Genomic DNA, 26,906 nt, shown 5'->3' with positions numbered 1-26,906 from the left:
GACGTCGTGCGGGCAGCCGCGGCCGGGACGCCGCACGCCCTGAGCGCGCGCGTCGACCGGCCGGAGCCGCGGGAGGCGAGCAGGTGTCGAGCGCAGCCGAGCAGGAGGCAGTCCAGCGGGCGCGGGCCCGGGTCCGCGGCCGGCCGGACGACGGCACGGACACCGCCGCCGGGGCCAACGGCGGGCGCGGGGCGCGGGCCCGGCAGGCGCCCGCGCGGACGGTGTGGCCGGGGGCGCCGACGCCGCTCGGGGCCCGGTTCCGGGTGGGGCCCGACGGGGTCGCGGGCACCAACTTCGCGCTGTGGGCGGGCGGTGCGGAGGCCGTCGAGCTGTGTCTGTTCGACGAGGACGGCGGCCGCGGCGGCCGCGGCGGCAACGTCGTCGAGACGCGCTGCCCGCTCACGGAGCTGACGCACGAGATCTGGCACGGCTTCCTGCCGGGGGTCCTGCCGGGGCAGCGGTACGGCTTTCGCGTGCACGGCCGCTGGGACCCGTGGACGGGCGCCCGGTTCAACGCGGCGAAGCTGCTGCTCGACCCGTACGCCCGCGCGGTCGACGCCGGGGAGGGCAACGACTACGGCGCGCTGCCGCCGGAGGTGTACGGCCACGTCCGGGACTGGCCGCAGCAGCACGTCGCCGACACCGTGCGCGACGACCGCGACTCCGCGCCGTACGTGCCCAAGGGGGTGGTGGTGCACGACGACGCGCCGGACGACGAGTGGTGCGACGACCGGCGCCCGAAGACTCCCTGGGCGGACTCCGTCATCTACGAACTCCACGTCCGGGGCTTCACACGGCTGCACCCGGGGGTCCCGGAACCGCTGCGCGGCACGTACGCGGGGCTCGCGCACCCGGCCGCCGTCGACCATCTCGTGCGCCTCGGGGTGACGGCCGTCGAGCTGCTCCCCGTGCACCAGTTCGCGCACGAGGACCATCTGCTGCGCCGGGGCCTGAGGAACTACTGGGGCTACAACTCGATCGGGTACTTCGCGCCGCACGCGGCGTACGCGGCGTCCGGCACCCGCGGCCAGCAGGTCGGCGAGTTCCGGCGGATGGTGCGGGCGCTGCACGAGGCCGGGATCGAGGTGATCCTGGACGTCGTCTACAACCACACGGCCGAGGCCGGCGAGCTGGGGCCCCAGCTGTCCCTGAAGGGCATCGACAACCGCGGCTACTACCGGCTCCAGGACGACGCGCGCCGGTACGCCGACTACACCGGGTGCGGCAACACCCTGCACGTCGTCCAGCCGCACGTGCTGCGCCTGATCACCGACTCGCTGCGGTACTGGGTGTCGGAGATGGGCGTGGACGGCTTCCGCTTCGACCTCGCGGCGGCGCTCGCGCGCTCCTTCCACGACGTCGACATGCTCTCGCCGTTCCTCGCGGTCATCGCGCAGGACCCGGTGCTCCGGCGCGTGAAGCTGATCGCCGAGCCGTGGGACGTCGGGTCCGGCGGCTATCAGGTGGGGGCGTTCCCGCCGCTGTGGACGGAGTGGAACGACCGGTACCGGGGTGCGGTGCGGGACTTCTGGCGGGGCGCCCTGCCCGATGTGCGGGACCTCGGCTACCGGCTCTCGGGATCGAGCGACCTGTACGCGTGGGGCGGGCGGCGGCCGTACGCGTCGGTGAACTTCGTGACGGCCCACGACGGCTTCACGCTGCGCGACCTGGTGACGTACGAACGCAAGCACAACGAGGCCAACGGCGAGGGCAACAGGGACGGTTCGGACGACAACCGGTCCTGGAACTGCGGGGTCGAGGGCGAGACCGACGACGCGGACATCGCCGCGCTGCGACGGCGCCAGCTGCGGAACCTGATGACCACGCTGCTGCTCTCGACGGGCGTGCCGATGCTCGTCGCGGGCGACGAGATGGGCCGCACGCAGCGCGGCAGCAACAACGCGTACTGCCAGGACAACGAGGTCAGCTGGGTGGACTGGGAGGAGCGCGAACAGCCGGGGTGGCGGCAGCTGTTCGGCCTCACGGCCCGGCTCATCGCGCTGCGGCACCGGCATCCGGTGCTGCGGCGGAGGTCCTTCTTCTCCGGCCGGGCGCACGCGGCGGACGGGCTGCGGGACCTGGCGTGGTTCACGGCGCGCGGCACGGAGATGACGGAGGCCGACTGGTACGCGCCCGCGGCGACGCTCGGCATGTATCTGTCGGGGCGCGACATACCGGGGCGGGACGCGCGCGGCGCCGCGGTCACGGACGACAGCTTCCTCGCGGTCCTGCACACGGCGGAGCGGCCCGTCGACTTCCGGCTGCCGGGGCCGCCGTGGGCCGCCGCGTACGAAGTCCTCGTCGACACCTCCCTGGAGGAGCAGGAGGACGCGCCGGGCGCGCTGCTGGCCGCGGGGGCCGCGGTGCGCGTCGACGCGCGGTCGGTGCTGCTGCTGAGGGCCGTGCCGGGGGACGCGGTGCCCGGGGGCGCCGGGGCCGAGGGCGCTGGGGTGCGGGGGGCGCCCGGGACTTGATGGGCTTTCAGGTCCGTACCAAGGTATTGCCCATGGCGCGGTCCCGGACGAAGCTCACCGCATGGACCTGGAGTTGCGGCACCTGAAGACGATCCGGGCGATCGCCGACGCGGGCAGCCTCACCAAGGCTGCCACCGCCCTCGGCCTCGCGCAGCCCGCGCTCAGCACCCAGCTGAAGCGGATCGAGCGGGCCCTGGGCGGGGAGTTGTTCGAGCGGGGGCGGTCCGGGGTGCGGGCCACCGCGCTCGGCGAGTTCGTGCTCGCCCGGGCCCGGATCGTGCTGCCCGCGGTCACCGGGCTCCAGGAGGAGGCCGAGCGGTTCACACGCGGATGGCAGGACCGGCGCGGGTTCCGGCTCGGCGGTACGCACGGGCCGCTGCTCGGCGGGCTCGTGGACCGGCTCGCCGCCGCGCACCCCGACCAGCCCGTGTCCACGTACACCTCCTGGTCGGAGCGGGAGATCGCCGCCCAGGTGGCCGACGCGCGGCTCGACTTCGCGCTCGTCGGGACGTGCGGGGCGAGCATGCCGCCGGAGAACGAGCGGCTCGTGTGGCGCGAGGTGGCGCGCGATCCGGTGTTCGTCATGCTGACCACCGGGCATCCGCTGGCCGGGGCCACGGAGATCGATCTCGCCGATCTGGCCGGGGAGGCATGGACGGACGTGCCCGGGGACGGGTGCTTCGGGGACTGCTTCACCGCGGCGTGCGCGCGGGCGGGGTTCGCTCCTTCGTCCGTGTACGAGACCGACACCGCGTCGTGCGTGCATCTGGTGCAGGTGGGGCGGGCCGTGGGGTTGTGCCGGGCCACGTTTCCGCCGACCGCGGGGATCGTAACGCGGCCGCTGGCGGGGGCGCCGTTGTACTGGCGGCATTTGCTGGGGTGGCATCCGGAGACATACGCGCACGACACCGCGGCGGAGGTGCTCGCGCTTGCTCGGGCCGTGCATGCGGCTGCCGCCGCGCGGAGTGAGAGTTACTCGGCGTGGCTGGCCTTGCCGGGGGCCGAGGTGGGCTGAGGCCTCGCGGGGCGCCCCAGTCCCGCCCCTTCTCCGGAACCGGGGCTCTGCCCCTGGACCCCAGGGGTGGGTGTTCCGTTGCTGTGGGACGGACCGCCGCCGATCGCGCTGCGCGCTCGTCCTCAAACGCCGGACGGGCTGATCGGTTCCCGGTGCCCCCGGTTTCCCAGGGGTCCATAACATCTCCGCAGGGGGGCAACTGGCATCTATTTACCGCCTGTTGACCCTTCTACGGTGTGGTCGACCGGAGAACGAGCGGATCCCGCTTCCCCGCTTGGGGGTCCGCCGCTCCCCGTCCACACCGAGGAGAGACCCCCATGCAGCTCAGACATTCCTCCCCGACTCAAGACGGCCGGAAAGTGCTCCGCCGCGCCCAGGCGGCGGGTGCCGCGCTCGCCGCCGCCGGTGCGCTCGTCCTCGCCGGCCTGCCCGGCTCGGCGGTCGCTCAGTCCGACTCCCCGTCCCCCTCCCCCACACCCCGCGACGCGGCGGCGGCCGCCGCCGTGGAGCGGACGTCACCCGCGGTCCTGAAGGCGATGCAGCGCGACCTGGGCCTGACCGCCGCGCAGGCCAAGGCGCGGCTGGTCAACGAGGCGGAGGCGGGGGCCGCGGGCGGTGCGCTGCGGTCGGCGCTCGGCCGTGACTTCGCGGGCGCCTGGGTGACCGGCGCCACCTCGGCCACGCTCACCGTCGCCACCACCGACGCCCGGGACGTCGCGGCCATCGAGGCCGAGGGCGCCCGCGCCCTGGTGGTGCGCCACTCGCTGGGCCGGCTGGACGCCGCGAAGGCGAAGCTGGACCGGGCCGCGAAGAGCACCGGGACCGCTGACGCGCCCGTGTGGTTCGTGGACGTGAGGTCCAACGCGGTCGTGGTGAAGGCCGTCAAGGGTGCCGCGGCGCACAAGCTGGTGAAGGCGGCGAAGGTCGACCGCGGGCTCGTCGAGGTCCAGCGGACCGCCGAACGGCCGCGGCCCTTCTACGACATCGTGGGTGGCGAGGCGTACTACATGGGCAGCGGTGGCCGCTGTTCGGTGGGCTTCTCCGTCACGCAGGGCGCCACGCAGGGCTTCGCCACCGCGGGCCACTGCGGGCGCGCGGGCACCACCACGCGTGGCGTCAACCAGCAGGCCCAGGGCACGTTCCGCGGCTCGATCTTCCCGGGCCGGGACATGGCGTGGGTCGCCACGAACGCGCAGTGGACGGCGACGCCGTACGTCAAGGGCTCCGGCGGCCAGCGCGTGAGCGTCGCGGGTTCGACGCAGTCGCCGGTGGGCGGCTCGATCTGCCGCTCCGGATCGACCACCGGTTGGCACTGCGGCACGATCTCGCAGCACAACACCAGCGTCACCTACCCCGAGGGCACCATCAGCGGTGTGACCCGTACGACCGTGTGCGCGGAGCCCGGTGACTCCGGCGGCTCGTACATCTCGGGCAGCCAGGCGCAGGGCGTCACCTCAGGCGGTTCGGGCAACTGCCGTTCCGGTGGCACCACGTTCCACCAGCCGATCAACCCGCTCCTTCAGCAGTACCAGCTGACGCTGAAGACGACGGGCGGCCAGGACCCGGGCCCCGGCCCCGGCGACCCGACCGGCACCTGGGCGGCGGGCTCCGTCTACTCGGCCGGTGACACCGTCACCTACAACGGCGCGACCTACCGCTGCCTGCAGCCGCACCAGGCCCAGCCCGGCTGGGAGCCGCCGAACACTCCCGCCCTGTGGGAGGCCGCCTGACCCTGTCGAGGGCCCGCCCTGACCGGCGGGCCCGTCCGGGTCCCGGGCGGGACCACTGCTCATCCACGCTGGTGGGAGCGTGGATGCGGACCCATGGCCGTCAGGCCGCGACTCCGGGGGGAGGCGTGGCCGCAAGGACCGGATTCCGGCTTCGGCGGACCGCGTGGACGGTCAGTCGAGGATGCCGCGGCGATACGCAGTCGCGACGGCCGCGGCCCGGTCCTTGACGTCCAACTTGCCGTAGATATGGGTGAGATGGGTCTTGACCGTGGCTTCGCTGATGAACAGCCCCTTCGCGATGTCACGGTTCGACGTGCCCCTGGCGACGAGTGCGAGCACTTCCCGTTCGCGGGTGCTCAGCCGCTCGTCGTCAGGGGCACGTACGCGTTGCACCAGGCGGGACGCCACGGCCGGGGAAAGGACCGTGCGGCCCTCGGCGGCGGCGCGGACGGCGCCGAACAGCTCGTCGCGCGGGGCGTCCTTGAGCAGATAGCCCGTCGCCCCGGCCTCGATGGCGGGCAGCGTGTCGGTGTCCGTGTCGTACGTGGTGAGCACCAGGACGCGGGCGCGGGCGCCGCGCCGGGACAGCTCGGCGATGGCGTCGACCCCGCCGCCGCCCGGCATCCGCAGGTCCATCAGGACGACGTCCGGGTCGAGCCGCGCGGTCAGCTCGACGGCCTGGACGCCGTCGGCCGCCTCGCCGAGGACCTGGAATCCGGGCGCCGACTCGAACATGCCGCGCAGCCCGTCGCGCACGACCGGGTGGTCGTCGACGACGAGGAGGGTGATCACTTCAGTGTTCATCGCCCACCAACGGTACGCGCGCCGACACGGCCGTTCCCCCGCCGGGCTCCGACTCGACGGTGAGGGTGCCCGCGATGCGCTCGGCGCGGGCCCGCATGCCGGCGAGGCCGAAGCCGCCGGCGCGGGTGCGGGCGGTCCTGGCGAGCGGGTCGAAGCCGCGGCCGTCGTCGCGGATGTCGAGGGTGACCTCCCCCGCCATGTACGACAGGGTGACGCCGACGCGGGTCGCCGCCGCGTGCCGGGCCGCGTTCGACAGGGCCTCCTCGACGACGCGCAGCAGGGTCGCCTCGATCTCCTCGTGCAGGGGCCCGTCGGTGCCCGTGACCGTGAAGTCGGCGCGCACGCCCGTGCGGTCGCCCCACTCGGCGACCGTCTTGCCGAGGGCCTTGGGCAGGCTGTCGTGCTCCAGGGCGACCGGGGCGAGGTTGTGCACGGAGCGGCGGGCCTCGCCGAGGCTGTGCCGGGCCAGGTCGGTGGCCCGGTCCAGGTGCTCGCGGGCGAGCCGCCGGTCGGGGGTGTTCGCGACGACCTGGAGCTGGGCGATGATGCCGGTGAGGCCTTGCGCGATGGTGTCGTGGATCTCGGCGGCGAGGCGTCTGCGCTCGTCGGCGACGCCCGCTTCGCGCGCCTGGAGCAGGAGTTGGGCGTGCAGCGCGGCGTTCTCGTCCAGGGCCTGCTGGAGCGCGGCGTTGGCCGCTTCGAGCTGGTCGATGGTCCGCTCCTGGAACCGGGTGCGTTCCTCCTCCTTGTTGGCGATGTGCGCGAAGACCGTGAGCAGCCCTACGTTGACGCCGAGCATCGCGCCGAACACCACCCAGCCGATCCGCCCCTGCGGCGGCAGCCCGCCCGCCTGCGCGCCCGCCATCGTCACCGCGGTCACGAAGAGCCCGACCGGGACGAGCCGGTGCTTGAGCAGCCGCTCGGCCCCGAAGTACCCCGTGACGGCGTAGAACACGAAGAACGGGTTCAGCCACGACAGCGTGAACGCGAGCGCCCACCGCAGGAAGTAGTACGCCCCGCCGGAGCGGGAGGGACCCGGCCGGGAGCGCGCCGCCCCGATCCACCAGACCTGCAGCCCCACGGCGGCGACGATGAGCCCCGCCGCCAGGGCCCACGCGTCCCACCCCATGCCGACGAGATCGGCGGTCGCCGCGGACAGCAGGCTGCCGACGGCGAGGAGGGCGAGGGGGCCCCAGCGGTGGAACAGCTCCCAGCGTTCGGTGATGAGGGTGGTGGAGGCCGTGGCCGGGGTGGAGGCGTTGGTGGCGGTGTGGGTGGTGTCTCGCGCTGGGGATCGGCCGGTGTCGGCGGCAGGGTCGGGGCCGTTCGGCGCTGGGGGTCGGCCGGGGGCGCTGATGGCGTCCCGCGCTGAGGGCTCGCCGGAGGCGGTGGTGGTGTCGGGGCCGTCGGGCGTGCCTGGTCGCGCCATGTGCCCAGTCTCGTCCACTCGGCCCACGACCCGCGCTGCGCCCCCGCTCCCCGCCGACGGCCCCGTCCTCACTCCCAGCGGAACCATCGCGCCGCCGCCGCGGTGAGCACCGCCGTCCACAGCACGAGGACGCCGAGGTGGGCCGGTCCCGGCCAGTCCCCGGCCGCCGCCTGGTTCAGCGCTTCCGCGGCCGCGCCGAACGGCAGGGCCTCGACGATCCGGGCGAGGGTGTCCGGCATCGCCTGCACCGGCAGCCAGACGCCCGCGCTGAACATCATCGGGAAGAACACCGCCGAGCCGACCGCCGTCGCCGCCTTGGAGGTGCGCGAGAGCGCCGACACCAGGGCGCCGAGCGCGAGCGCGGAGGCCGTCGCCAGGACCAGCGCGACCGCGTACCCGAATATCTGCCGGGGCAGCGCCACGTCGAAGACGGCCCGGCCCACCGTCAGGGAGAGCAGCGCCGAGCCGAGCGCGGCGGCGCCGTGCAGTCCCGTCTGCGCGCCGAGCACGGCGGCGGGCCGCACGGGGGTGGCCGACATCCGGCGCAGGATGCCGCGCTCGCGGTAGCCCGTGATGACCGGCGGCATGGCCTGGATCCCCGACATGATCATGGAGAGCAGCACGGTCACGGGGACGTACGCGTCGACCAGGCGGATGCCGCCCAGGTCGTCCTGTGCCTCCCGGAAGGACGGGATGGAGCCGAGGACCGCCAGGAGCACCGTGGGGAAGGCGAGGATCCAGAAGAGGGAGCCCGGCTCACGCCGGAACAGCCGCACTTCGGCCTTGAGGACGGCTCGGGCGGCACCGGGGGCGCGGGCCGGGGCGGCGTGCGGGCCTGGCGCGGGCCCGGGGGCGGCGGGGCCGGTGCTCGCGGTGGCCGGGGCAGCCGACGCGGCAGGAGTGGGGCACGCGGAGGAAGCAGCGGAGGAAGCAGGGGAATCGGCGGGAGTGGTCATGCCGGGGCTCCGTGGTGTCCGGGGCGGGTGGGTGCGTGGCCGTCGGTCGGGGTGGAGTCGGTCGGGGTGAGGGGGTGGCCGTCGGCCTGGGTGGCTCCGTGGCCGTCGGTCGGTGCGGGCGCGTCGGTCTCGGTGGTCGTCAGGTCGAGGAAGGCGTCGTCCAAGGTGGCGTCGGTGACGCGGAGTTGGTGGGCCGTGATGCGGTGGCGGGCCAGGAGGGTGAGGAGGGCGTCGACCGTGGCGTCGGTGCCGTTCAGAGTGAGGCGGCCCTCCTTCTCCGTGGCGGAGCTGAGCCGGGGCAGCGCGGCCAGGTCGGCGGGGGCCAGCGGCATCGACGGCGTGAAGGAGATGACTGTGGAGCCGGCGGAGCGGCCGATGAGGCCGGCGGGAGTGTCGAGCGCGGCCACCCGGCCCCGGTCGATCACCGCTATGCGGTCGCAGAGCCGCTGGGCCTCCTCCATGAAGTGGGTGACGAGGAGGACCGTGACACCGCTGTCCCGCACCTCCTCGATCAGCTGCCAGGTGTCCCTGCGGGCCCGTGGGTCGAGGCCGGTGGTCAGCTCGTCCAGGACGACGACGCGGGGGCTGCCGATCAGGGCGAGGGCGATGAACAGGCGCTGCTTCTGGCCGCCGGAGAGCTTGGCGAAGCGGGTGTTCAGCTTGTCGGTGAGGCCGAGGCGCTCGGCGAGCGGGCGCCAGTCGGCCGGGCGGGCGTAGAACGCGGCGTACAGCTCGAGGGCCTCGCGGACCGTGAGCTTGGGCTGCAGCTCGCTCTCCTGGAGCTGCGCGCCGAGGATGCGGGTGACCCGCTCGTGGTCGGCCACCGGGTCGAGTCCGGCGACGCGCACCGCGCCCGCGTCGGGCACGCGCAGGCCCTCGACGCATTCGACGGTGGTCGTCTTGCCCGCGCCGTTCGGCCCGAGGACGCCGAAGATCTCGCCCTGCTCGACGGCGAACGAGACGCCGTCGACCACGGCACGGCCGCCGTAGACCTTGCGCAGGTCCCTGACTTCGATGAGGGGAGGAGACATGCGACCAGCCTCGCCGTCACGGCCCCCGCCCCACATCGCCCATCTCGCCGCGACCGCCATCAACCGATCGGTCGATGGCCCCCTACGACCCCTGGGAGCTGCGCGGAAGCGGCCGGCTCGACGGGCACGGACTAGGACCAGCGACCGACCGGGACCGGACCAAAACTCGGTGGGCGCTGTCAGTGGTGAAACGTAGGCTCGCCCCTGATGTCCACCACACACGCACCTGCCCAGGACCCCGGCCGACGCTCGGCCGTCAGGACGCTCACACGGCTGTGGCCGTACGTGCGCCCCGTACGGACACGCCTGTTCACAGCGGCGTTCGTCGCCATCGTGGCGTCCTGTACGGGCCTGCTGTTCCCGCTCGTCCTGAAGTGGATCGTGGACGGCCCGGTGGCCGACCGGGACACCGGGGGCGTCTGGCTCGGGGCGCTGCTCCTGCTGGGGCTCGGTGTCGTGGAGGCGGTGCTGTTCGGCTTCCGGCGCTGGCTGGTCGCGCGGCCGCTCGCGGGGGTGGAGGCGGAGATGCGGGCGGACCTGTTCCGCCATCTCCAGCGGGTGCCCGTCGCCTTCCACGACCGGTGGGCCTCCGGCCAGTTGCTGTCGCGCGGCACGACCGATCTGATGCTGGTGCGCATGTTCCTCGCGTTCCCGCTGACGTTCCTCGTCGTCAACGGCACGACGATCGCGGTCGGCATGGCCATCCTGCTGGCCCAGGACTGGACGCTCGGCCTGGTGCTCCTTGCGCCCGTGCTGCCGATGGTGGCCTTCCTCGCGTACTTCGAGGGGCGGTACGCCGCCGTGGCGCGGCGCGCGCAGGACCAGGTGGGCGATCTGACGACGGTCGTCGAGGAGAGCGTGCTCGGCGTCCGGATCATCAAGGGCTTCGGGCGGCACCGCAGTCAGGCCCGGGCGTTCCGCGAGCTGTCGGGCACGCTGCGCGGCACGGAGCTGGTCAAGGCCCGCCTCCTCGCCGCGATCTACGGCGTGATCATGACGCTGCCGGAGCTGGCGATCGGCGCCGCGCTCGTGCTCGGTTCGGTCCAGGTGGCCGACGGCGACCTCTCGACGGGCACACTGGTGGCGTTCCTGTCGACGGCGCTCGCGCTGCGCTGGCCGGTGGAGTCGATCGGCTTCCTGCTCGCGATGAGCCAGGAGGCGGCGACGGCCACGGAGCGGTACTTCGAGGTCCTGGACGCGGAGCCGGAGCCGGAGTCGGACACGGGCGCGGAGTCGGACGCAGAGGCAGGCGCGGGCTCGGACGACGCCGACTCCGTGACGGGCGCGGCCAAGACGGCCCCGGTCACCCCCGTCCCCGCACCCCGCACCCCCGCCGACGGCATCCGCTTCGAAGCCGTCGAGTTCCGCTACCCCGACGCCCCGGACACCGCCCCACCCGTCCTGGACCGCATCGACCTGCACATCCGCACCGGCGAGACGCTGGCCCTCGTCGGCGCCACCGGCAGCGGCAAGACCACGCTGACGGCCCTCGTGCCCCGGCTGCACGAGGTGACGGGCGGGCGCATCACGCTGGACGGCGAGGACATCGCGGCGATGGAGCGCGCACGGGTGCGCACGCTGGTGTCCATGGCGTTCGAGGAGCCCACGCTGTTCTCCGCCTCCGTGGGCGAGAACGTGCTCATGGGGGCCGACGGCAGCGCGGGCGACGCGGAGTTGGGGCGGGCCCTCGCGATCGCGCAGGCCGAGTTCGTGCACGGGCTGCCGAAGGGGGCGGACACCCAGGTCGGCGAGCAGGGCCTGAGCCTGTCCGGCGGACAGCGGCAGCGGCTCGCGCTGGCCCGCGCGGTGGTGGGCAGACCGCGCTTCCTCGTCCTCGACGACCCGCTGTCGGCGCTCGACGTCCACACGGAGGCGCTGGTGGAGGCGGCGCTGCGGCGGGTCCTGAAGGACACCACGGCGCTGGTGGTGGCGCACCGCCCGTCGACGGTGCTCCTCGCGGACCGGGTCGCGCTGCTGTCCGGGGGCCGGATCACGGCCGTGGGCACGCACCAGGAACTGCTGCGGGAGAACGCCGAGTACGCATGGCTGATGTCTGGGGGGACGGACGAATGAGCACGGTCGGCGACAAGAAGGCCCAGCCGGGCGACGAGCAGGCGGGCAAACCCACTGAACCCGCTGAACCCGCCCAATCACTGGGCAAGTTGAACAAGGAAGCCCAGGGCACCGGAGAACCCCGAGAACCCCAGGAATCCCGGGAGACCCAAGAAGCCCAAGAAGCCCAGGAAGCCCTGGACGACGCCTTCGACCAGGACACCCTCCCCGCTCCCCCGGGCGCGACCGGCACCCTGCTGCGCTCCCTGCTCGCGCCCCGTCGCGCCCGCGTCACGCTGGCCGCCGTCCTGCTCCTCGTCCAGCAGGCCGTCATCCAGGCCGGGCCGCTGCTCGTCGCGTACGCCATCGACCGCGCCGTGCCCGCGTTCCGCGCGGACGACCACGGCCCGTTGATCGCGGTCGGCGTGGCCTACCTGGTGTGCGCGGCGGCCGCGGGGGCGTTCCAGTACGCCTTCATCGTGGCGTCCGCGCGCGTCAACCAGGACGTGCTGCTCGACCTGCGGGGCCGGATCTTCCGGCACGCGCAGGCGCTGAGCGTGGACTTCCACGAGCGGTACACCTCGGGACGGCTGATCTCCCGCGCCACCACGGACGTGGAGTCGCTGCGGGAGCTGCTCAACGAGGGCCTGCAGGAACTGCTCACGGTGGTGCTGTCGTTCGTCACGATCTCGGCGATGCTGCTCTGGCTCGACCTGGGGCTCGGCGCGGTCGCCGTCCTGTCGTTCGTGCCCCTGTACGCCCTGATCCGGCTCTACCAGCACCGCGCGGGCAAGGTGTTCCGCGTCCGCTCGACCGCCGTCGCCGCCGTCATCGTGAAGTTCACGGAGACGATGAACGGCATCCGCCCGGTGCGCGCGTTCCGCCGCGAGCGGGCCAACGAGGCGCAGTTCGCGACGCTCAACCACCGGCACGAGCGCACCAACGGCGACGCGCTCCTGGAGATGGCGCGGTACGTGGTGGGCTCGCGGCTCGTCGCGAACACGGCGGTCGCGGGCATCGTGCTGTGGGGCGCGTACCGCGTGGCGCAGGACACGCTCGCGCTCGGTGTGCTCGCCGCCGCGGTGCTGTACCTGCGGCGCCTGTACGACCCGATCGACCGGCTCGGCATGTTCCTCAACTCGTACCAGTCGGCGGCGGCGTCGCTCGAGAAGATCGCGGGGCTGCTCGCGCAGACGCCGTCCGTGCCGGAGCCGGAGCCCGGCACCGAGAAGCAGCTGCCGCCGCTGGCGTCCGAGCACCCCGGCCGTACCGTCGAGTTCGACGGCGTGCGGTTCGCGTACCGCACGGGCGGTGAGATCCTGCCGCGCTTCGACCTGACGCTGCCCGCCGGGCAGACCGTGGCCGTCGTCGGCTCGACGGGGGCGGGCAAGTCGACGCTCGCGAAGCTGCTCGCGCGGTTCTACGACCCGTCGCAGGGGCAGGTCCTCCTTGACGGCGTCGACCTGCGCGAGCTCGCGAACGCCGAGCTGCGGCGCGGGGTCGTGATGGTCACGCAGGAGGCGTTCCTGTTCTCCGGCACGGTCGCGGAGAACATCGCGATCGGCCGCCCGGACGCCACCCGCGAGGACATCGAGCGCGCCGCGAAGGCCATCGGCGCCCACGACTTCATCGTGTCGCTGCCCGACGGCTACGACACCGACGTGCGCAAGCGCGGCGGCCGCATCTCGGCGGGCCAGCGCCAGCTGGTCGCGTTCGCCCGCGCCCTGCTCGCCGACCCCGCCGTCCTGATCCTCGACGAGGCCACCAGCTCCCTGGACATCCCGGGCGAGCGGGCCGTGCAGCGGGCGATGGACACGGTGCTGCGGGGCCGCACGGCCGTCGTGATCGCGCACCGCCTGTCGACGGTGGAGATCGCCGACCGGGTCCTGGTGATGGAGCACGGCCGGATCGTGGAGGACGGCACGCCCGCCGAACTCATCGCGGGGACGGGGCCGTTCGCGGAGCTGCACCGGGCGTGGCGGGACAGCGTCGTGGGCAGCGGCGCGTAGCCCGGGCCCGGGAGTCGGCGGGGCTCAGGTGGCCGGGCGGCCGGTCACGGCGGCGAGGGCCTCCCGGAGGGTCGTCCCGGTCGGGGGTCCCGCGGGCCAACGGGCCGCGACGTGCCCGTCGGGCCGCACGAGCAGGGCTCCGCCCGGGCCGAGGCCACAGACGTCGGCGTACTCCCCCGGCAGCGCCTCGACGCGCAGCGGCCAAGGCCCTCCGGCCGACGGCTCCCAGCGCGCGGGCTCCGGGGCGAACACGGTGAACCACTCCCCGCACGCGTCGAGCGTGGAGCGCCCGGGAGCGAGCCAGAGATGGGGCATACGACGCCCCGGCGTGGCCGACGGAAGGTAGTCCGTGCCTTCGTCACCGCAACCACCATCGCCATCGCCATCGCCATCGGGAAGAACGGCACCGGACTCATAACGGACCCCGAGCACGAGCCCGAGCTGGGCGAAGTACCGCTCGGACCAGGGGAGTTCCACCCGCCCCCGCACTGCACCCCCACCGGACCGAATCTGCTCACGACGCCGCTCCTGAACCTCGAACCCCAGCTTCGTGTTGGCGACCGCCTGCCGCAGCGTCCGGTGGGCGACGGGCAGCCGCTCCGCCTCGTACGAATCCAGCAGACCGGGCCCGGCCCGGCCGCGCAGGACGCCCGCGAGTTTCCAGCAGAGGTTGTGGACGTCGGCGAGGCCCGCGTTCATGCCGAGGCCGCCCATGATGGGCAGGGCGTGCGCGGCGTCGCCGGCGAGCAGGGTCCGGCCGTGGCGGAAGCGTTCGGCGACGGCGGCGTTCATGGTCCAGTGCTGGACGCGCAGCACGTCGGCGTCGACGTCGGTGCCGATGGCGTGCGAGACGAGGGCGGACCAGTCGGTGTCCCCGGTGTCCTCGGGGGTGGGGGCGAGCCAGGACCAGCCGCCCTCGGGGTAGAGCGGCAGGAAGGTGCCGTGGGCGGTGAAGTAGACGCCGGCGGGCTGCCGGGCCGCCAGGGCGCTCAGGTCGGCGTCGAACACGACGGTGGTGACGCGGGCGAGTTCGCCGGGGCCGGTCGTGCCGATGCCCAGGTGCCGTCGGACGGTGGAGTGGGCGCCGTCGGCGGCGAGGACGTAGCGGGCCCGTACGCGGGTCTCCTCGCCGCGCCGACGGTCGAGGAGGTGGGCCACGACTCCGTCGACGTCCTCGGTGAGGCCGACGAGTTCGACCCCGAACCGCACGGGCGCGTCCGCCGCGTCCGCCGCGTCCAGGAGGAGGGGTTCGAGCCGGTCCTGCGAGGTGACCGCGCCGGTCACGGGGCTCTCCGGCACGGGCGCGCGCACGCCCACTATCGCCGCGCTCGCGAAGTCGTCGCCGGACAGGGTGTCGCGGAAGCGGATGCGGCCGTACTCCGGCGGGAACGCGGCGTCGGCGACGGGGACGGCGAGGCCGAGCCCCCGAAAGATCTCCATGGAGCGTACGTTGACCAGCCGGGAGCGGGGGAAGGGCGACAGCTCGGTGCGCTTCTCGACCAGGGACGTACGGACACCCCACCGCTCCAGGAGGACGCGGGCGGTGAGCCCGACCGGCCCACCGCCCACGATCAACACGTCCACGTCCATGTCGGCGTTCGCTTCGGGCATGTCGGGCATCTCCCGCTCGCTCGATGGTCGGGGCACGCGGCGACGACCGCGCCGCCGTGACGCCCATCATCCGCACCCGGCGGCCGACCGCAACGCCCACGCGTCGGCGTACACCCGAACGCACTCAGGCGGCACCCCCGGCCGCGTAGAACGCGCGGGCCGCGAGGCCGATCCACTCCGGCCGCTCCCAGGTGGTCCAGCGGGCGCGGGCGGCCTGGTCGACGGCGGCGGCGGTCTCGTCGGCGGAGGCACCTTCGCCCCGCAGCCGGTGGGTCTCGGCCCGGACGTACACCAGGTAGTCGCGGACGTCGCGGATCAGGGCCGCCTCGGTGACCTCGCCGTGTCCGGGGACGACGATCTCCGGGTCGAGGGCGAGGAGTTGGTCGAGGACGGCGATCCAGCCGTCGCCGTCGACATCGGTGTCGTACGGCGGGAAGTACGGGGCGATCGGGAAGATCCGGGTCTCCAGGAGGTCGCCGCCGAAGAGCACCCGGCCGTCGACCAGGACGATCTGGTCGGACGCGGTGTGCGCGGGGCCGACCGACCGCAGCTCGGCGACGCGGCCGCCGAGGTCAAGATCGGCGCGGCCTTCGTAGGTCACGTCGGGTTCGACCAGCGTGACGTCCGCCAGCTCGGCCGCCACGGCGTCGCCGAGGCCCTGGAACAGGTCGAGGTACGCCGCGCCCTTGCGCCGCAGTTCGTCGCGCTGACCCCGGTTGTAGACGATGGTGGCGGCGCCCTTGAACGCCTGCGCCCCGAAGCCGTGTTCGGGGTGGAAGTGGGTGACGGTGAGATAGAGCTTCCGGTCGCCCGCGAGTTCCCTGGCCCGCTCCAGGACGTACGCGCCGTTGCGCGGGCCGATGCCGGTGTCGACGACCAGGGCGGCGTGCGCGCCCACGACGATGCCCACGTTCGGGACCAGTTCCACGCGGCCGTCGGGGATCACGTGGACGCCGTCGGCCACTTCGACGGGCTCTCCTCGCACGATCGGCGGGGGCGTGTCGGTGAGGTCGGGCGCGACTCCCGCGACCGCAGGGCCCGCGACCGCCTCCGCACCCCCCGCCCCCTCCGGCGGCACCTCTCCCCCTACCGCCCGCACCGACTCCCCCTGCGGCCCTCGCCCACTCATGACCCCTCCCGATCTAAGCAGCGTTCAGATTGCAGGGGCACCGTAGCATCAATCTGAGCGCTGTTAAGATCCGAGGCATGGGAAAGGGCACCGAGAAGGGCACGGGGCGAGGGCGCTATCACCACGGGGACCTGCGGGGCGCGCTTCTGGACGCCGCGGAGGCGCTGGTCCGTGAACGTGGTGTCGACGGCTGGTCGTTGCGGGAGGCGTCGACCCGGGTCGGGGTCAGCCCCAGTGCCGCGTACCACCACTTCGCCTCGCGGGACGCGCTGGTCAGGGCGCTGTCGCGGCGGGTGCTCGGGCAGCTCGGGGAGCGCATGGGGCGGGCCGCCGAGGTGCCCGCCGGGGGTGACCCGCACCGGCGGCTCGTGGCCGTCGGCCGGGCCTACGTCCGCGCGGCGCTGGAGGATCCGGCGGTGACGCGGCTTGCGTTCGGGGCGGGGGCCTCGCCGGCCGGGCAGGGGGTGGGCCCCTCTCCCGCCAGCCAAGGGGCGAGGCAGGGCCGGGCGCCCGGCGCCGAGCCCCTGCCCCTCCACCCCCACCACGTCCTCGACGCCGAGCTCGACCTCCTCGTGGAATCCGGCCACTTGGCGCCGTCGGCGCGGCCCGGGGCCGACTTCATCGTCTGGACGGCGGTGCACGGACTGGCCGTCCTCCTCGCCGACGGCCTCGTCACCGTCGACGACCTGGAGGCAGCGGACCGTCAGGCGGAGCGCACGGTCCGCACGACGCTCACCGGCCTCCACCACGAGGCAACCCCGACACCCCCCTGGCCAACACCCCACTCATCCCACACCAACCGCACAGCCGCCGCCCCCCACGCATAACCCCAACCCGACACCACGGCCCCGCCGACCCGAGCCCCCCCCACATCACAGGCACCGTCGACCGGGGCTGTGCCCACCCGTGCCGCCCCTGGCGGCCCAGCTGCCCACAGGGCAGAACAGCAGTCGGACGGGAACCCCCACCGGACCGATCCCCGCCATCCGAACCGGAGGGGACGTGCCGGTATGTCCGCGCGCAGCTCGGCTCACCACGAGGGGCGTACACAAAACGTAGGCGACGACGCACACGCGAGCACGGACATACCGGCGCAGCCCCGCACCCACGAACCGGACAGAGGGCGAAGGGACAGCAACCCCCACACCCCCCGACGCACCCCAACGCGCCCCCGCGAGAAACCGCATACCGGACACAAAAATTCGAACACCGAACGTATTCCAGCCAAAGTGAGTTCACCGACCTGACATGTCCCTGCCCTGAATGGCACCCTTCCCCTCACCAGCCGCACGCGCGCTCACGCGTGCGCGGCGCCCAGCAATCGCACCTCGGCTCAGCCCAGCTCACCGCACCACGTACTGCCTGCTCCGCCCCGGACGGTCACCGCCGTCCGGTCGCCCCCTGGCCGCTCGACCAGCGGCCGCGCAGAAGGAGTCCGTGTTGAGCAACTCCCCCACACCCCGCAGACGCATCGCCCGCAGGCGGGCCACCGCCATCGGCACCTTCACGGCCGTCGCCGCCCTCCTCGGCATGGCCGTACAGGCAGGCACCGCGTCAGCCGACAACCCGGCCTCGGGCACCAAGGTCGACACCGGCGCCCTGCCCCAGAAGCTCTCCCCGTCGCAGCGCGCCGAGCTGATACGCGAGGCGGACACGAGCACGGCCGCCACCGCCGACACCCTCGGCCTCAGCGCCAAGGAGAAGCTCGTCGTCCGCGACGTCGTGAAGGACCGCGACGGCACGACGCACACCCGCTACGAGCGCACCTACGCCGGACTGCCGGTCCTAGGCGGCGACATGGTGGTCGCCACCGACAAGAGCGGCAAGGTGACGGACGTCAACCGCGCGTCCAAGGCCAAGCTCGCGGGCACCGACACCGGCGCCGAGGTGAAGCCGGCCGCCGCCGAGAAGCAGGCGCTCGGCGCGGCCAAGTCGGAGAAGTCCACGAAGACCAAGGCGTCGCAGGAGCCGCGCAAGGTGGTGTGGCTCGTCGATACGAAGGGCGGCGCCCCCGTCATCGCGTACGAGACGGTGATCGGCGGACTGCAGAAGGACGGCACGCCGAACGAGCTGCACGTGATCACGGACGCGGCGACCGGCAAGAAGCTGCGGCAGTGGCAGGCCGTGCACAACGGCACCGGCAACACGATGTACAGCGGCCAGGTGCCCCTCGGCACGGCCCAGTCGGGCTCGCAGTACACGCTGACGGACACCCAGCGCGGCAACCACCGCACGTACAACCTCAACCGCGGCACGTCCGGCACGGGCACCCTGTTCAGCGGCCCGGACGACGTGTGGGGCAACGGCCAGCCGTCCAACGCGGAGACGGCGGGCGCCGACGCGCACTACGGCGCGGCCCTCACCTGGGACTACTACAAGGGCGTGCACGGCCGCAACGGCATCCGCGGCGACGGGGTCGGCGCGTCCTCCCGCGTGCACTACGGCAACAACTACTCCAACGCGTTCTGGCAGAACGGCTGCTTCTGCATGACGTACGGGGACGGCGCGGGCAACGCCAAGCCCCTCACGTCCATCGACGTGGCGGCCCACGAGATGACGCACGGCGTGACGTCGGCGACGGGCAACATGCAGTACAGCCGCGAGCCGGGCGGCCTGAACGAGGCGACGAGCGACATCTTCGCCGCGGCCGTGGAGTTCAACGCCAAGAACCCGAGCGACGTGGGCGACTACCTCGTCGGCGAGAAGATCGACATCCGGGGCAACGGCACACCGCTGCGCTACATGGACAAGCCGTCCAAGGACGGCCGTTCGCTCGACAACTGGAGCAGCAGCGCGGGCAACGTGGACGTGCACTACTCCTCGGGCATCGCCAACCACTTCTTCTACCTGCTCAGCGAGGGCAGCGGGAAGAAGGTCGTGAACGGCGTCTCCTACGACTCGCCGACGTACGACAACAAGCCCGTGACCGGAATTGGCATCGACAAGGCCGCCAAGATCTGGTTCAGGGCACTCACCACGAAGTTCAACACGACGACCAACTACGCGGCGGCACGCACCGGCACGCTGGCGGCGGCGAGTGAGCTGTTCGGCGGCACGGCGAGCGCCGAGTACAAGGCCGTGGCGAACGCCTGGGCGGCGGTGAACGTCGGCACCCGGCCGTAGCACGACACGGCAGCGACGAAGCACACGAAGCCGCGGCCGAACCACCGTGACCACGGCTTCGTGAGACAGAGCCGCCCCGGGCAGCGCTTTCCCGCCAACCGCCCGGGGACGGCACCCCTCTTCACCCACTGTTCGCATTGCGGACCTTGACCTTCGGCCAACGAACTTCTTTTGGCCAACATTCAATCAAGGCCCTGACATGCACCTGCCCCAAATGGCACGCTTCCCCCGCACGGCACACCAGTTACATCCGCACAGCACTTAAGGCCCGGGTGGTCCCCCATGCCACCCGGGCTCCCCCACACAAGGAGCTTGCGTGACCCCCCACATATCGAGGAAGCGTTCCACCCTGGTCATCGCCACCGCAGTCGCCGCCGGAGCGCTGCTCACCGCCGGACTGACCACCGGCGCCTCCGCACAGCCGGACGTCAGCGCCACCAAGGCGGACACCCCCGCCGCCTCCCCCATGCAGCTCTCCGCCTCGGTCCGCACCGGCCTCATCAAGGACGCGGAGACGAAGACCGCGGCGACCGCAGAGAAGATCGGCCTCGGCGCCAAGGAGAAGCTCGTCGTCCGCGACGTGGTCAAGGACAAGGACGGCACGACGCACACCCGCTACGAGCGCACCTACGACGGTCTGCCCGTCCTCGGCGGCGACCTGGTCGTGCACACCGCCAAGAGCGGCGCGGTCAAGGGCGTCAGCAAGGCGACGAAGGCGACCGTGAAGGTCAGGTCGACCAGCGCGAAGCTCGCGCCGAAGGCGGTCGCGAAGGCCGCGGAGTCGACGGCGGCGAAGACCGGTGAGACGAAGAAGGCGGACGCGAACGCGCCGCGCAAGGTCGTCTGGGCGGCCGAGGGCAAGCCGACCCTGGCCTTCGAGACGGTCGTCACCGGCACGCAGAAGGACGGCACGCCGAGCGAGCTGCACGTCATCACGGACGCGGCGACCGGCAAGAAGCTGTTCCAGTACCAGGCCGTCGAGAACGGCAAGGGCCACAGCCAGTACAGCGGCGACGTCGAGGTGGGCTCCACCAAGGCGGGCAGCGGCTTCGAGCTGACCGACGGCGGGCGCGGCAACCACAAGACGCTCGACCTGAACCACGGCTCCAGCGGCGGCAAGCTGTACACCGACGCGGACGACACCTGGGGCACCGGCAAGCCGGCCGACACCCAGACCGCGGCCGTCGACGCCGCCTACGGCGCGGGTCTCACCTGGGACTACTACAAGGACGTGCACGGCCGCAGCGGCATCAAGGGCGACGGCAAGGGCGCCACGTCCCGCGTGCACTACGGCAACAACTACGTCAACGCCTTCTGGCAGGACTCCTGCTTCTGCATGACGTACGGCGACGGCGAGGGCAACGCCAAGCCGCTCACGTCCATCGACGTGGCCGCGCACGAGATGACGCACGGCGTCACCTCGGCCACCGGCAACATGGAGTACAGCGGCGAGTCCGGCGGCCTGAACGAGGCGACCAGCGACATCTTCGCCGCCGCCGTCGAGTTCAAGGCCGACAACGCCCAGGACAAGGGCGACTACCTGGTCGGCGAGAAGATCGACATCAACGGCGACGGCACCCCGCTGCGGTACATGGACAAGCCCTCCAAGGACGGCAACTCCCTGGACTACTGGGACTCCAACGCCGGCAACGTCGACGTGCACTACTCGTCCGGCATCGCCAACCACTTCTTCTACCTGCTGAGCGAGGGCAGCGGCGCGAAGGAGATCAACGGCGTCAAGTACGACAGCCCGACCAAGGACGGGTCCAAGGTCGAGGGCATCGGGCGTGAGAAGGCCGAGAAGATCTGGTTCAAGGCGCTGACCGCGTACTTCACCACCACCACGGACTACGCGCAGGCCCGTAAGGACACCGTGAAGGCCGCGGGTGACCTGTACGGGGCCGGCTCCGCCGAGGTGAAGGCCGTCGAGGCGGCCTGGGCCGGTGTGAACGTCAAGTGATCTGGCCCCTGGGCCTGTAGAGCCGGGCGGCATCCGGGGGAGCTGTCCCCCGGGTGCCGCCCGCACCACGTTGTTTTTGCCTGCGGGCCCGCTGTGGCTGGTCGCGCAGTTCCCCGCGCCCCTTTCAGGGGCGCCAGCTGATCCCGCACATTCTCCTACCGCATCAGCACTCCCGCCGCCTCCCCCGTCGCCTCCGACGGCACCGCCACCAGCCCCAACTCCGCTCCGTCGGCCAGCAGTCGGTGCGACGGGAGGATGCGGACCGTGTAGCCGAACGGCCCCGTGCGGTCCAGGGCCAGTGGGCCCTCGTACAGGAGGCGGCCTTCCTGGTCGGGGCCGCTTGCGGGCTTGAGGGGGACCGGTGTCGCATCGGCAATGTGGTCCTCGGGGTCGACGCGGCCCGCGATGGCCTGGACCTCGACGTCGTCCGGGGTGAGGTCGCCGAGCTGGACGCGGACGCGCAGGGCGAGGGTGGTGCCGAGTTCGGCGGTGGTGCCGACGGCGGAGGCCTCGACGTGGTCGACGGCGACGCGGGGCCACGCGGCGCGGACCCGGGTCTTCCAGGTGGCGAGCGAAGCGGCGGCGTCCGGCGCGAGCACGCGGTGGGCGCGGGCGGCGGGGACGTACAGACGCTCCACGTACTCGCGCACCATGCGGCCCGCGAGGACCTTCGGGCCGAGGCGGGTCAGGGTCCTGCGGACCATCTCGATCCAGCGGTCGGGCAGTCCGCCGGGGCCGTGCTCGTAGAAGCGGGGGGTGACGCGGCGCTCCAGGAGGTCGTAGAGCGCGGCGGCCTCCAGGTCGTCGCGGCGGTGGTCGTCGGTGGCGGCGCCGTCGGCGGTGGGGATGGCCCAGCCGAAGTCGGGCTCGAACCACTCGTCCCACCAGCCGTCGAGTACCGACAGGTTGAGGCAGCCGTTGAGGGCGGCCTTCATCCCTGACGTGCCGCAGGCCTCCAGGGGGCGCAGCGGGTTGTTGAGCCAGACGTCGCAGCCCGCGTACAGCTTCTGGGCCATCGCCATGCCGTAGTCCGGCAGGAAGACGATGCGGTGGCGCACGCGCGGGTCGTCGGTGAAGCGCACCAGGTCCTGGATGAGGCGCTTGCCGCCGTCGTCGGCGGGGTGCGCCTTGCCCGCGACGACGATCTGCACGGGCCGCTCGGGGTGGCACAGGAGTTCCATCAGGCGGTCGCGGTCGCGCAGCATCAGGGTCAGGCGTTTGTACGAGGGGACGCGGCGGGCGAAGCCGATGGTGAGGACGTCGGGGTCGAGGACCTCGTCGATCCAGCCCAACTCGGCGGTGGCGGCGCCGCGCTGGCGCCAGGAGAGGTGCAGGCGCCGCCGGACCTCGTCGACGAGCTGGGCGCGCAGTTCGCGGCGCAGCAGCCAGATGTCGCCGTCCTGGATGTCGGCGACGGCGTCCCAGCGTTCGGAGCCGCCGACGGACAGGGCCTGGTCGGTGCGCCGCCGGCCGATCTGGCGGGCGCCGAGCCGGATCACCTCGGGGGCGACCCAGGTCGGGGCGTGCACGCCGTTGGTGACGGAGGTGATGGGCACCTCCTCGGGGTCGAACCCGGGCCACAGGCCCTGGAACATCTCCCGGCTGACCTTGCCGTGCAGGGTGGAGACGCCGTTGGCGCAGCGGCCGAGGCGCAGGCCCATGACGGCCATGTTGAAGAGGTTGGGCTCGCCGCCGGGGTAGGTCTCCATGCCGAGGCGCAGGATCTGCTCGACGTCGATGCGGGGCAGTTCGGCGTCGGGGCCGAAGTGGTGGGCGACGAGTTCGCGGTCGAAGCGGTCGATGCCGGCGGGCACGGGGGTGTGGGTGGTGAAGACGGTGCCGCCGCGCACGGACTCCAGGGCCGCGTCGAAGCCGAGGCCGTCGCCGACGCGTTCGTGGATGCGCTCCAGGCCGAGGAACCCGGCGTGGCCCTCGTTGGTGTGGAAGACCTCGGGTTCGGCGTGCCCGGCGAGGCGGCAGTAGGCGCGCACGGCCCGCACGCCGCCGATGCCGAGCAGCATCTCCTGGAGGAGGCGGTGTTCGCTGCCGCCGCCGTAGAGCCGGTCGGTCACCTCGCGGGCGGCCGGGTCGTTCTCCTCGACGTCGGAGTCGAGCAGGAGCAGCGGTACCCGGCCGACCTGCGCCTGCCAGACGTGGGCGCGCAGGTCGCGGCCGCCGGGCAGGGCGAGCCGCACCTGGGCGGGGGTGCCGTCGGTGTCGCCGAGGAGGGTGAGGGGCAGCTCGTTGGGGTCGAGGACGGGGTAGTGCTCCTGCTGCCAGCCGTCGCGGGTGAGGGACTGGCGGAAGTAGCCGTGCCGGTAGAGCAGTCCGACGCCGATGAGGGGCACGCCGAGGTCGCTCGCGGCCTTCAGGTGGTCGCCGGCGAGGATGCCGAGCCCGCCGGAGTACTGCGGCAGGGCGGCGGTGACGCCGAACTCGGGCGAGAAGTAGGCGATGGCGGCGGGCAGTTCGCCGCCGGGCTCGCGCTGGCGTTCCTGGTACCAGCGCTCCCCGGTGACGTACTCGCGCAGGTCGTCGGCGGCTTCGCCGAGGCGCCGCAGATAGCCGTCGTCGGTGGCGAGGGCGGTGAGCCGCGCGGACGGCACCGAGCCGAGCAGCCGCACGGGGTCGCCGCCTGCGGCCTCCCACAGGGCCGGGTCGGCGTCGCGGAACAGGTCGCGGGTCGCCGGATGCCAGGACCAGCGCAGATTGCGGGCGAGCTCGGCGAGCGGGCCGAGCGGGGCGGGCAGGACGGGACGTACGGTGAATCGACGGATGGCTTTCACGGGGCACCTCTGTCGGAAAGGCGTACGTGACGTTGTCGGCGTATCGAAGGTAGCGGCGCGGGGGCCCGGCAACCACGGCGCACGGGGCGCGCCCGGAGCACCCACATTGACGTGGACCTGCCGCGCCGGCGGGGCGGTCGTGGGGATAACGTGACCCCCGGTCACGAGAGTTCACGCGGTCACAGGGGGTACGGGGCGAATGATCGGCCAGTTGCGGGAGTCGTCACCACGTCGGATCGGCCCGTACGAGACGCTGGCGCGGCTCGGCGCGGGCGGCATGGGCGAGGTGTTCCTCGCCCGGCCCCTGGAGCTCGCCGCGTACGGGCCCAGCGACCTGGTCGCCGTCAAGGCCATCCGCAACGAGCTGGCGACGGACGCGGTGTTCCGGCGCCGCTTCCGGCGGGAGGCCGAGGTCGCCGCCTCGATCCGCGACCCGTACGTGGCACGCCTGGTCGGCAGCGACACCGACGCCGAACAGCCCTGGCTGGCCACGGAGTACGTGGTCGGCCCCACCCTCGCCGAGGCGGTGCGCGGCCACGGACCGCTGCCCGCGGGCGCCGTCGCCTCCCTCGGCGAGGGCCTGGCGCGGGCCCTGGCCGCGGTGCACGGGGCGGGGGCGCTGCACCGCGACCTCAAGCCCGCGAACGTCCTGCTCGCCCTCGACGGGCCCAAGATGATCGACTTCGGCGTGGCCCGGGTGCAGGCGGCGTCCACCATGACGTCGACGGGGCTCCTCGTGGGCACGCCGGGGTTCATGTCGCCCGAGCACGTGGCGGGCGGCAGACACGTGGTGGCCGCGTCCGACGTCTTCTGCCTCGCGTCCGTGCTCACCTACGCGGTGACCGGGCGCGATCCCTTCGGCGAAGGACCGGTGGCGGCCGTCCTGTACCGGGTCTCGCAGGCCGAGACCGACCTGTCCGGCATGCCCGAGGAGCTGCGGTCGCTGCTCGCGGCCTGCCTCGTGCGCGAGCCCGGCGAACGGCCCGAACCCGCCGGCCTCGTCGAGCGGTTCGGCGCCCTGAGGGAGGCGGCGAGCGCCCCGGAGTGGCCCGAGCCCGTCCGCGCCCGTACGGCCGAGGCCCGCCGGGACGTGGAGCAACTGTGCGCCTCGGGGCGGCCGTTGCTGCCGGTGCCGGTGTGGCCGGAGGCGGCGGGGGCCGGGCATCCGGCGACGGCCCAGGACGGGCCCGCGACGGCGCCGGGGCAGGGCGGGGCCGGGCAGGCCGGTGCGGGGCGCGGGCCGGGCGACACCCCGGGCGGCGCGCACCAGTTGCCGACGATGAGCGGCTCCCCGCCGCCGGTGCCGGGCGCCACCGGACCCGCCCGCTCCCGGCGCCGCCGCGCCGTCCTCGGCATCGTCGCCGTCGGTGTGGTCGCCGCGGCGCTCGGCGGGGCGCTCGCGGTGTGGGGCTCGGGGGCGTCGGACGGGGGCGAGGGCGGCGGCAGCGGCAGCGGCAGCGATGGCGCGAGCTCCGAGGGCCCCGGCCGCGGCGGGCGTTCCGGCTGGGTCGAGGCAGGGCCGAAGGACCCCGCGGCCGTCAAGAAGCTGATCGCGCGGGCCGAGGTGGGTGCCGGCGGCACGGCGGACGCCTCGGGCGCCGTGCCGCAGATCGCGACCCAGCGCCCCAAGGGCTGGAAGGCCTGGCAGGGCAAGCTCGGCCACGCCCCGATGGGTTGCTCCGCCGACACCCGCGCCTTGGTGTGCCTGCTCACCAACGGCACGTACGAGGCCGTGCGCACGAGCGACGGCAAGCGCCTGTGGACGTCCGGGAAGATCGACGCGGAGAGCGGCATGGACGAGGCGTACTACGGCCCGAGCGGATCCTTCTTCATGCCCGGCGACCGCCTCGAACCCGGCGTCAGGGGCGGCAGGGCGGCCATCGCGAGCGACGGCGTCCTGCAACTGCGCGACTCCACGACGGGCAGGGTGCTCTGGGACACCGAACCCCCGGGCGAGCACCGCGCGTTCAGCCAGGCGCCGCTCCTCGACGACCAGGTCGTCGTGGCCATCGAGGGGGTGACGTTCGTCCAGGAGGGCACGCAGGCGTCGGTCCTGCACGCGTACGACGCCGCCACCGGCCGTCCCCTCTGGGAGAAGCCGCTCGGCGAGGCCCCGAAGTCCAAGGCGGAGCTCAATATGTACGCGGTACGGGCCCTGCGCGACGGAGTCGTCTACGCCGACCAGAAGGAGGGCCTGGCCGCGTACGACGCCAGGACCGGTGAACTCCTCAGCCAGTCCGCCGACAGGTGCGGCGCGGTACTCGCGACCGCGAAGGCGGTGCTGTGCGCCACCGACGACGAGAGCGGCGGCGCGGCGCGCACGGCGATGGTGCGCCTGACGCCGCGCACCCTCAAGAGGATGGACGGCAAGCTGCCGTACCCGTCGTCGCAGGGCGACGGCCCCGCGCCCTTCGTGTCCGCCGTGGACAACGCCGTCGCCGTGGTCAAGGACACCCGCGCGGGCCGGGTCCTCGTGCACGACGTGCGCACGGGGAAGTCCCTGTACGCCGAGCGGACGCCGAAGGACAACGTCCCGCCGTCGGCGCCGCTCATCCTCGGCAAGCGCGTCGTCTACGCCAGCAACGAGGCGCTGTACGCGTTCCCGCTCGGCGACGGCGGCGGCAAGGCCACCCGACTCCCGGTGCCGGGCGCGCCCGGCGACCGCCCCGAGCCGCCGCCGAACGCGGCCGCGACGGTCATCTCGGAGACGCTGCGCCCGCCGACCGTCCTGGCCCTCGGGGGCGTGGCGCACATCGTCTACGACGAGGGCAGGATCTCGTCGGTGGCCATTCCCTAG

At 73.3% G+C, this 26,906-nt stretch carries 15 protein-coding genes and 1 pseudogene; 9 read left to right on the top strand and 7 right to left on the bottom strand.

Annotated elements, in window-relative coordinates; all coding sequences use genetic code 11:
• The first annotated feature begins 83 nt into the window (after nt 1-83).
• From glgX to AB6L24_RS32770, 3 genes are all read left to right on the top strand, one after another.
• Nucleotides 84-2,474, top strand: a complete 2,391-nt coding sequence (gene glgX, locus AB6L24_RS32780; RefSeq protein WP_405661385.1) for a glycogen debranching protein GlgX — start codon at nt 84-86, stop codon at nt 2,472-2,474.
• A 61-nt stretch (nt 2,475-2,535) separates the two neighbouring features.
• Nucleotides 2,536-3,489: a LysR family transcriptional regulator gene (locus AB6L24_RS32775; protein WP_405661382.1), complete on the top strand. Its 954-nt coding sequence runs from the start codon at nt 2,536-2,538 to the stop codon at nt 3,487-3,489.
• Between the two features lie 317 nt (nt 3,490-3,806).
• Nucleotides 3,807-5,219 carry a carbohydrate-binding protein gene (locus AB6L24_RS32770; protein ID WP_405661380.1) on the top strand — a complete coding sequence of 471 codons (1,413 nt, stop codon included), beginning with the start codon at nt 3,807-3,809 and terminating at the stop codon, nt 5,217-5,219.
• Nucleotides 5,220-5,390: 171 nt separating this feature from the next.
• Here AB6L24_RS32770 and AB6L24_RS32765 read toward each other — a convergent pair whose 3' ends face one another.
• From AB6L24_RS32765 to AB6L24_RS32750, 4 genes are all read right to left on the bottom strand, one after another.
• Nucleotides 5,391-6,023, bottom strand: coding sequence for a response regulator (locus AB6L24_RS32765; RefSeq protein ID WP_405661378.1), 633 nt, complete (start codon nt 6,021-6,023; stop codon nt 5,391-5,393).
• The gene (locus AB6L24_RS32760) at nt 6,013-7,452 is read right to left on the bottom strand and encodes a sensor histidine kinase (RefSeq protein WP_405661376.1); all 1,440 of its coding nucleotides are present in this window, start codon (nt 7,450-7,452) and stop codon (nt 6,013-6,015) included. The genes AB6L24_RS32765 and AB6L24_RS32760 overlap by 11 nt, the downstream gene beginning before the upstream one ends.
• A 68-nt stretch (nt 7,453-7,520) precedes the next feature.
• The gene (locus AB6L24_RS32755; protein ID WP_405661373.1) at nt 7,521-8,408 is read right to left on the bottom strand and encodes an ABC transporter permease; all 888 of its coding nucleotides are present in this window, start codon (nt 8,406-8,408) and stop codon (nt 7,521-7,523) included.
• The gene (locus AB6L24_RS32750; protein ID WP_405661370.1) at nt 8,405-9,439 is read right to left on the bottom strand and encodes an ABC transporter ATP-binding protein; all 1,035 of its coding nucleotides are present in this window, start codon (nt 9,437-9,439) and stop codon (nt 8,405-8,407) included. The genes AB6L24_RS32755 and AB6L24_RS32750 overlap by 4 nt, the downstream gene beginning before the upstream one ends.
• Nucleotides 9,440-9,646: 207 nt before the next feature.
• Between AB6L24_RS32750 and AB6L24_RS32745 the strand changes: the two genes are divergently transcribed.
• On the top strand, nt 9,647-11,512 hold the full coding sequence (locus AB6L24_RS32745; protein ID WP_405661368.1) for an ABC transporter ATP-binding protein: 1,866 nt from the start codon (nt 9,647-9,649) through the stop codon (nt 11,510-11,512).
• The gene (locus tag AB6L24_RS32740) at nt 11,509-13,500 is read left to right on the top strand and encodes an ABC transporter ATP-binding protein (RefSeq protein WP_405661365.1); all 1,992 of its coding nucleotides are present in this window, start codon (nt 11,509-11,511) and stop codon (nt 13,498-13,500) included. Before AB6L24_RS32745 ends, AB6L24_RS32740 begins: the two co-directional genes overlap by 4 nt.
• Before the next feature lie 24 nt (nt 13,501-13,524).
• Here AB6L24_RS32740 and AB6L24_RS32735 read toward each other — a convergent pair whose 3' ends face one another.
• Both AB6L24_RS32735 and AB6L24_RS32730 read right to left on the bottom strand, forming a co-directional pair.
• Complete coding sequence (locus AB6L24_RS32735; protein WP_405661363.1) at nt 13,525-15,111, bottom strand: FAD-dependent monooxygenase; 1,587 nt, start codon at nt 15,109-15,111, stop codon at nt 13,525-13,527.
• 124 nt (nt 15,112-15,235) lie between these two features.
• Entirely contained in the window at nt 15,236-16,240 is a 1,005-nt protein-coding gene (locus AB6L24_RS32730; protein ID WP_405661361.1) for an MBL fold metallo-hydrolase, read from the bottom strand.
• 77 nt (nt 16,241-16,317) lie between these two features.
• Here AB6L24_RS32730 and AB6L24_RS32725 point away from each other — a divergent pair, with 77 nt between their 5' ends.
• The 3 genes and pseudogenes from AB6L24_RS32725 to AB6L24_RS32715 all read left to right on the top strand — a co-directional run bounded on the left by AB6L24_RS32725 (nt 16,318) and on the right by AB6L24_RS32715 (nt 21,323).
• Nucleotides 16,318-17,067, top strand: coding sequence for a TetR/AcrR family transcriptional regulator (locus AB6L24_RS32725; protein ID WP_405661358.1), 750 nt, complete (start codon nt 16,318-16,320; stop codon nt 17,065-17,067).
• A 613-nt stretch (nt 17,068-17,680) separates the two neighbouring features.
• A pseudogene (locus AB6L24_RS32720) lies at nt 17,681-19,360 on the top strand (M4 family metallopeptidase); the annotation flags it as partial.
• Between the two features lie 319 nt (nt 19,361-19,679).
• Complete coding sequence (locus AB6L24_RS32715) at nt 19,680-21,323, top strand: M4 family metallopeptidase (protein ID WP_405661357.1); 1,644 nt, start codon at nt 19,680-19,682, stop codon at nt 21,321-21,323.
• 155 nt (nt 21,324-21,478) lie between these two features.
• Here AB6L24_RS32715 and glgP read toward each other — a convergent pair whose 3' ends face one another.
• On the bottom strand, nt 21,479-24,109 hold the full coding sequence (gene glgP / locus AB6L24_RS32710; protein ID WP_405661355.1) for an alpha-glucan family phosphorylase: 2,631 nt from the start codon (nt 24,107-24,109) through the stop codon (nt 21,479-21,481).
• Nucleotides 24,110-24,308: 199 nt separating this feature from the next.
• On the opposite strand from glgP, the gene AB6L24_RS32705 reads away from it, so the two are divergent.
• Nucleotides 24,309-26,906, top strand: coding sequence for a protein kinase domain-containing protein (locus tag AB6L24_RS32705; protein WP_405661353.1), 2,598 nt, complete (start codon nt 24,309-24,311; stop codon nt 26,904-26,906).

Source organism: Streptomyces sp. RK9, assembly GCF_045070545.1.
GTDB classification, from domain to species: Bacteria; Actinomycetota; Actinomycetes; order Streptomycetales; family Streptomycetaceae; genus Streptomyces; species Streptomyces alboflavus.
The sequence above is the reverse complement of the archived record's forward strand: the minus strand, read 5'-3'. Positions and strand labels throughout refer to the sequence as shown.

Coding starts and splice junctions, on each gene's coding strand:
- AB6L24_RS32765 (WP_405661378.1), bottom strand. CDS start 6,023: ATGAACACTGAAGTGATCACCCTCCTCGTCGTCGACGACCACCCGGTC.
- AB6L24_RS32745 (WP_405661368.1), top strand. CDS start 9,647: ATGTCCACCACACACGCACCTGCCCAGGACCCCGGCCGACGCTCGGCC.
- AB6L24_RS32775 (WP_405661382.1), top strand. CDS start 2,536: ATGGACCTGGAGTTGCGGCACCTGAAGACGATCCGGGCGATCGCCGAC.
- AB6L24_RS32705 (WP_405661353.1), top strand. CDS start 24,309: ATGATCGGCCAGTTGCGGGAGTCGTCACCACGTCGGATCGGCCCGTAC.
- AB6L24_RS32725 (WP_405661358.1), top strand. CDS start 16,318: ATGGGAAAGGGCACCGAGAAGGGCACGGGGCGAGGGCGCTATCACCAC.
- AB6L24_RS32735 (WP_405661363.1), bottom strand. CDS start 15,111: ATGCCCGAAGCGAACGCCGACATGGACGTGGACGTGTTGATCGTGGGC.
- AB6L24_RS32740 (WP_405661365.1), top strand. CDS start 11,509: ATGAGCACGGTCGGCGACAAGAAGGCCCAGCCGGGCGACGAGCAGGCG.
- AB6L24_RS32750 (WP_405661370.1), bottom strand. CDS start 9,439: ATGTCTCCTCCCCTCATCGAAGTCAGGGACCTGCGCAAGGTCTACGGC.
- AB6L24_RS32730 (WP_405661361.1), bottom strand. CDS start 16,240: ATGAGTGGGCGAGGGCCGCAGGGGGAGTCGGTGCGGGCGGTAGGGGGA.
- AB6L24_RS32755 (WP_405661373.1), bottom strand. CDS start 8,408: ATGACCACTCCCGCCGATTCCCCTGCTTCCTCCGCTGCTTCCTCCGCG.
- AB6L24_RS32770 (WP_405661380.1), top strand. CDS start 3,807: ATGCAGCTCAGACATTCCTCCCCGACTCAAGACGGCCGGAAAGTGCTC.
- AB6L24_RS32760 (WP_405661376.1), bottom strand. CDS start 7,452: ATGGCGCGACCAGGCACGCCCGACGGCCCCGACACCACCACCGCCTCC.